This is a genomic window from Thauera aminoaromatica S2 (assembly GCF_000310185.1).
Lineage (GTDB): Bacteria > Pseudomonadota > Gammaproteobacteria > Burkholderiales > Rhodocyclaceae > Thauera > Thauera aminoaromatica.
Genome location: NZ_AMXD01000185.1, coordinates 1 through 5,961 on the forward strand (window position 1 = coordinate 1; position 5,961 = coordinate 5,961).

The 5,961-nt window shown below is 71.2% G+C and carries 5 protein-coding genes; 2 read left to right on the forward strand and 3 right to left on the reverse strand.

Annotated features, from left to right (window positions below):
* Positions 1–94: 94 nt before the first annotated feature.
* Together C665_RS17890 and C665_RS17895 are read right to left on the reverse strand one after the other, a co-directional pair.
* Positions 95–928 carry an aldo/keto reductase gene (locus tag C665_RS17890; RefSeq protein WP_004325319.1) on the reverse strand — a complete coding sequence of 278 codons (834 nt, stop codon included), beginning with the start codon at positions 926–928 and terminating at the stop codon, positions 95–97.
* Between the two features lie 242 nt (positions 929–1,170).
* Positions 1,171–2,145 carry a YcjF family protein gene (locus C665_RS17895; RefSeq protein ID WP_004325320.1) on the reverse strand — a complete coding sequence of 325 codons (975 nt, stop codon included), beginning with the start codon at positions 2,143–2,145 and terminating at the stop codon, positions 1,171–1,173.
* Positions 2,146–2,343: 198 nt separating this feature from the next.
* On the opposite strand from C665_RS17895, the gene can reads away from it, so the two are divergent.
* Together can and C665_RS17905 are read left to right on the forward strand one after the other, a co-directional pair.
* Complete coding sequence (can, locus tag C665_RS17900) at positions 2,344–2,991, forward strand: carbonate dehydratase (RefSeq protein WP_004325322.1); 648 nt, start codon at positions 2,344–2,346, stop codon at positions 2,989–2,991.
* Between the two features lie 16 nt (positions 2,992–3,007).
* Entirely contained in the window at positions 3,008–3,913 is a 906-nt protein-coding gene (locus tag C665_RS17905) for an ROK family protein (RefSeq protein ID WP_004325323.1), read from the forward strand.
* 267 nt (positions 3,914–4,180) lie between these two features.
* Here C665_RS17905 and C665_RS17910 read toward each other — a convergent pair.
* Positions 4,181–5,961: primosomal protein N' (locus C665_RS17910; protein WP_004325324.1), on the reverse strand; the 1,781-nt coding region annotated here is incomplete at its 5' end.

Genomic DNA, 5,961 nt, shown 5'->3' on the forward strand with positions numbered 1-5,961 from the left:
CGTTCGCGGCTTGCGCCGCTCCTGCAGGAAGCGGGAGCCGCGCCGGTTCTCGTAGGAGCGGCGCAAGCCGCGAACGCCGACCGCGGCAGCGGCCTCAGTGCCCGAACACGTCCGAATCCAGCATCTCCGGATCGGGGCGGTCGAGCGCACCGATCGCGGCGAGCTCCTCGGCGGAGAGCTCGAAACCGAACACGTCGAGGTTCTCGGCGAGACGCGTCGGGTTGGACGACTTCGGGATCGGCACGTAGCCGAGCTGGGTGTGCCAGCGCAGGATCACCTGCGCCGGCGTGCGGCCGTGGCGGCGCGCGACGTCCAGGATCACCGGGTCGGCCAGCATGGCGTTGGCGCGTCCGAGCGGGCTCCACGACTCGGTGACGATGCCGCGCGCCTCGTGCACCTCGATGTGGTCGCTGCGCGCATGCCAGGGGTCGAGGTGGATCTGGTTCACCTGCGGGCACAACCCGCGATCGAACAGCTGCTGCAGGTGGGCGGGCTTGAAGTTCGAGGTGCCGATCGCACGCACGAGGCCGGCCTCCTGCAGCTTCACCAGGCCTTCGAAGGCCTCCACGTAGCGGCCCTGGTCGGGATTGGGCCAATGCACCAGGAAGAGGTCGATGTAGTCCAGGCCGAGGCGCTCAAGGCTGGCCTCGCAGGCCTGGCGCGCGCCCTCGACGCTGTGCCATTTGCGGTTGAACTTGGTGGTGACGAAGAGCTCGCCGCGCGCGACACCCGCGCGCCGGATACCTTCGCCGACGCCACGCTCGTTCTCGTAGTTCTCGGCGGTGTCGATCAGTCGATAGCCCATGTCGAGCGCGAGAGCGACCGTCTCGGCGGCCTCGCTGTCGTTCATCGGCCAGGTGCCGAGGCCGAGCCGCGGCATCTCGACACCGTTGGACAAGGTGAGCAGGGGAGCTGGCGTGATTTTCATGAAAATCTCGAGAAAGAGAGAGGGACTACAGGATTCCACATTCCGGCGTCTTATGTAAGGACCCTGGGAACCACGCCAGTGCAGATCCGTCGGGCGTGGCGCCGTCACAGGGTCAGCGCGCACCGAGGCATGGCCTCGAAACGGGCAGGCCGGCGGGGCGGCCTCCGCGTGCCATCTCCCGCCTTGCAATCACTCCCGAGGGCGGTTCCACGTGAAACCGCCCTCGCGCGGCCCTCCCCTGCTCAGCGCCGCAATTCATCCGTGAGCCGCTTCAGATCCAGCGTGCGCGCACGCTGCGCGATCTCGGGCGCGTAGCGCTCCTGCATCGCCTTGGCCTGCTCGAACAGGCCTGCGAAGGCCTGGCGCAGTGCATCGCCATCGACCGTGCGGCCGCCACCGTAGTACTGCACCGCGACCTTGCCGATCGCCCAGGTGGTCGCGAAGGAGAAGGCCGAGCCGGTCGCCTGGCTGCCCACCGCGCGCCCCGCCCCGCCGAGCACCTTGCCGAGCAGGCCGCCGATCAGCCGGCGGCCGAACTGCTCGACGTACTGACCGGTCAGGCCCACGCCCGCTGCGGCGAGGAAGTCCTTGATATGCCCGCGGTCGAGCTCGTACCCATGCGCCTGGCCGATGCGATACACCAGGCGCAGCTGCAGCGGGATGATCGCCATCGAGGCCATCGACTGCGGCAGCAGCTCGAGCGCGCCGTTGAGGATCGACGCATTCAGGATGGTCCGGTCGAGCGCTGCCGCATCGGGGGCGGCGGCGGCGGACGGCGCAGCCGCCGGCTCGTCCTCGCCCAGGCCGGGAAGGCTGGCGAGCGGCCCGTCGGCCGGCGCCTGGCCGAGCGCTTCCGCCTCGCGCACGAAGGCGTCCGCAGCCGGCCGCGAGAGCCCGAGCAAGCCGGACAGGCGCTCGAGGAAGTCCTTCTCGCGCGCATCCAGCCCACCATCGGCCTCGCACACCCCGACCGCCAGCTCGAAGGCGAGCTGGCGCAGGTTCGCCTCGCCCAGCCCGGCCACCGCCGCCTCCAGGCCGACCCTGCCGAGCAGGACGTCCTGGTAGAGCGCGATGAAGTCGATCTCCGCCTCGCGCCCGAGCGATTCGGCGACCTTGCGCACATGGTCGCGCTCTACCGCCCCCTGGTGACCGTCGGCGAAGGCCGCATGCAGGCAGATCGCGACGAGGGAACGGGCTTGCTGTGGATTCAGGTTCATGGACGGACTCCGCGGTGGAAAACATTCAGGTTGGGGATGGGCAGTGGCGCTTCAAGCGCGCATGACACGCTGTAACGATTCGACCGGCGCGGCGGCGGGACGATCCCCCCGTGCTGCGAGCACGGCGCGCCGATGCTGGCCGCCGCCGGCCGGCACGGACATAATTACGCATTACCGCACTCCAGGCCCGCACACACCATGTCCCAGTCGATCGAACATCTCTTCGCCAACAACAAGAACTGGTCGGAACGCATGCACTCCGAGGACCCCGAGTTCTTCTCGCGCCTGGTCAAGCAGCAGTCGCCGGAATACCTTTGGATCGGCTGCTCCGACAGCCGGGTGCCGGCGAACCAGGTGATCGGGCTCGCGCCGGGCGAGGTCTTCGTGCATCGCAACATCGCCAACGTCGTCGTGCATACCGATCTCAACGCACTCTCGGTCATCCACTACGCGGTCGAGATCCTGCGCGTGAAGCACATCCTCGTCGTGGGCCACTACGGCTGCGGCGGCGTGAAGGCGGCGATGAACGACAACAAGACCGGCCTCACCGACAACTGGCTGCGCCACATCCAGGACGTGCGCGACCGCCACATCGATCGCCTAGAGCGCCTCACCGACCCGGCCGAGCGCGCCGACCGCCTGTGCGAGCTCAACGCCATGCACCAGGTGGTGAACGTGTGCCAGACCTCGGTGCTGCGCGAGGCCTGGCAGCGCGGCCAGGGCGTCACCGTGCACGGCTGGTGCTACAGCCTGCAGGACGGCCTCGTGCGCGACCTCGGCGTCAGCGCGGGCACCCGCGAGGAGGCCGTGGAGCGTTATCGCGACGCGGTCGAGCGCATCGGCTGACGCTGCCCGCCACGGCATGGGGACCCGCATCGGCATCGACCTCGGCGGCACCAAGATCGAGCTCGTGGTGCTCGACGCCGACGGTCGCGAGCGCTGGCGCCGCCGGGTGCCGACCCCGCAGGGCGACTACGGCGGCACGCTGCGAGCCATCGCCGCGCTGGTCGAGGAGGCCGAGCGCCTCACCGGCGCGGGCGCCCGCATCGGCGTCGGAACACCGGGGTCGCCTTCGCCGCGCGACGGCCGCATCCGCAACGCCAACTCCACCTGCCTGAACGGCCAGCCGCTGCAGCAGGACCTCGAAGCCCTGCTGCGCCGACCGCTCCGCCTCGCCAACGACGCCAACTGCCTGGCCATGTCCGAGGCCGCCGACGGTGCCGGCGCGGGTGCGCGGACCGTGTTCGCAGCCATCCTCGGCACCGGGGTGGGCGGCGGCATCGTCGTCGACCAGAAACTGCTGGTGGGCGCCAACGCGGTGGCCGGCGAATGGGGCCACAACCCGCTGCCGCTGCCCGCGCCCGACGACCTCCCCCTGCCCGCCTGCTATTGCGGACGCGCCGGCTGTATCGAAACCTACCTGTCCGGTCCCGGCCTGGCCGCCGATCATCTGCGCCATGGGGGCGAGCCCCTCGACGCTGCAGCCATCGCCCGCCAGGCCACCGAGGGCCAGCGCGCCTCTCAGGCCAGTCTCGAACGCTACGAGCTGCGGCTCGCGCGCGCACTCGCGGGCGTGATCAACCTGCTCGACCCCGAGGTCATCGTGCTCGGCGGCGGCCTGTCGCAGATCGCGCGCCTGTACGAGCACGTACCGCGGCGGTGGGCCGCACACGTGTTTTCCGACACCGTGTCCACGCGCCTGCTGCCGGCACGGCACGGCGACGCCTCGGGCGTGCGCGGGGCGGCCTGGCTGTGGCCGTCGAACTGAGCGCGTCGAGCGGGAATTCTCCCGGGCAGCGCGGCACGGTGTGAATCGCGACTGGCGTCGCTCCTACAAGGGCCTGCGGAGGCGCGGCGGTGCGAATCGCGACTGGCGTCGCTCCTACAGGCGCCTGCGGGGGCGCGGCGGTTTTCTGTAGGAGCGACGCCAGTCGCGATTCGGCCGCCAGGATCCTCACGCCGCTGGTCGGCACACGACGCCGGCGACCGAGACGAACATTCCCGCCTGGCTGCCCTGACGAACCATCACCCTGCCTCAGACCTCCAGCGGATCCACGTCCAGCTGCCAGCGCAGCTCGCGCGCGGTGCGCTGGCGGTAGAGCACCGCGACCCACTCCGCGAGGAAGGCCTGCAGCGGACCGCGGTGGTCGGCCTCCACGAGCAGCTGCGCGCGTTCGCGGCGGGCGAGGCGGGTCATGCGCATCGGCACCGGGTCGTACAGACGCAGCCCCACGGGCGCGCGCTCCTCGGCGAGCCGGCGCGCATGGCGCAGGAACTCGACGGCATCCTCCAGCGCCGGCGCATCGGCACGCAGCATGGCCTGGTGGGTGAAAGGCGGGAAGCCCGCGGCACGGCGCTCCTGCAGGGCCATGCGGGCGAAGGCGTCGAAGTCGTGCTTGGCCAGGTGCAGATAGAGCGGGTGCATGGGGTATTCGGTCTGGATCAGCACCTCTCCGGGCAACGCGCCGCGACCCGCACGGCCGCCGACCTGCATCAGCTGCTGGAACAGGCGCTCGGGGGCGCGAAAGTCCGCGGCATGCAGCGAGACGTCCGCCCCCACCACCCCGACCAGGGTGAGCTTGGGGAAGTCGTGGCCCTTCGCCATCATCTGGGTGCCAACCAGGATGTCGGCCTCGCCGGCGGCGATGGTGTCGAGCAGCGTCTCCCACTGGCTGCGCGTGCGCGCCGCGTCACGATCGACGCGCAGCACGCGCGCCTGCGGAAAGAGTTCGGCGAGGCGCGCCTCGATACGCTGGGTGCCGCGGCCGAAGGGCTGGATGTCCTGGTCGCCGCAGCTCGGGCAGGCGTGCGGGATCGGACCGTCGCAGCCGCAGTGATGGCAGCGCAGGCGGCGATCGGCGAGGTGCACCACGAGGTTGGCCGAGCAATGCGGGCAGCGGCTGACCCAGCCGCAGGACGGACACGACAGCACCGGCGCGTAGCCGCGGCGGTTGAGGAAGACCAGGCTCTGCTCGCCGCGCTCCAGGCGCTGCGTGATCGCGACATGCAGCGCCGGGCTCAGGCCTTCGTCGAGCTTGGTCCTGCGCGTGTCGATGCAGCGCACCGCCGGCAGCGTGGCGGCGACCGCACGCCGGCTCAGCCTCTGCAGCGCATAACGCTCGCTGCGGGCGTGGAACCAGCTCTCCAGCGAGGGCGTCGCCGAGCCGAGCACCACCGGCACGTCGCGCTGGCGGCCGCGCCACACCGCCACGTCGCGCGCCGAGTAGCGCACGCCTTCCTGCTGCTTGTACGAGGCATCGTGCTCCTCGTCGACCAGGATCAGGCCTAGCCGCGGCAGCGGCGCGAACACCGCAAGGCGGGTGCCGAGCACGATGTCGGCACGACCGCTGAGTGCCTGCACGAAGCCGCGCGAACGCGCACCGTCGGCGAGCGCGGAATGCAGGCTGACCACGTTGGCGGCGGCAAAGCGCTGCGCCACGCGCTGCTCGAGCTGCGGCGTCAACGCGATCTCCGGGACCAGCATCAGCACCTGACGGCCCTGCGCGAGCGCGTGCGCGGCGAGGCGCAGATAGACCTCGGTCTTGCCGCTGCCGGTGACGCCATGCAGCAGCCAGGGCCGGAAACGCATCCCGGCACCGACGATCGCGTCCACCGCGGCGGCCTGCTCCGGCGTCGCCAGCGGCTGCGCGCCGGCTTCGTGACGCGCGCCGGGGTCGGCCACGATCTCCAGCCAGCCACGGCGCAGCAGTTCGCCCACCGCCTCGCCACCCTCCCGGGCACGGATCACGCTGCGCCGCCACGGCCCCGGCTCCGCAGCGAGCGCCTGCAGCAGCGCGAGCGCCCGGCTCGCCCGCC

Bases quoted from the DNA above. Each gene is read 5' to 3' on its own strand.
- C665_RS17905 (WP_004325323.1), top strand. From the start codon at position 3,008: ATGGGGACCCGCATCGGCATCGACCTCGGCGGCACCAAGATCGAGCTC.
- can (WP_004325322.1), top strand. From the start codon at position 2,344: ATGTCCCAGTCGATCGAACATCTCTTCGCCAACAACAAGAACTGGTCG.
- C665_RS17895 (WP_004325320.1), bottom strand. From the start codon at position 2,145: ATGAACCTGAATCCACAGCAAGCCCGTTCCCTCGTCGCGATCTGCCTG.
- C665_RS17890 (WP_004325319.1), bottom strand. From the start codon at position 928: ATGAAAATCACGCCAGCTCCCCTGCTCACCTTGTCCAACGGTGTCGAG.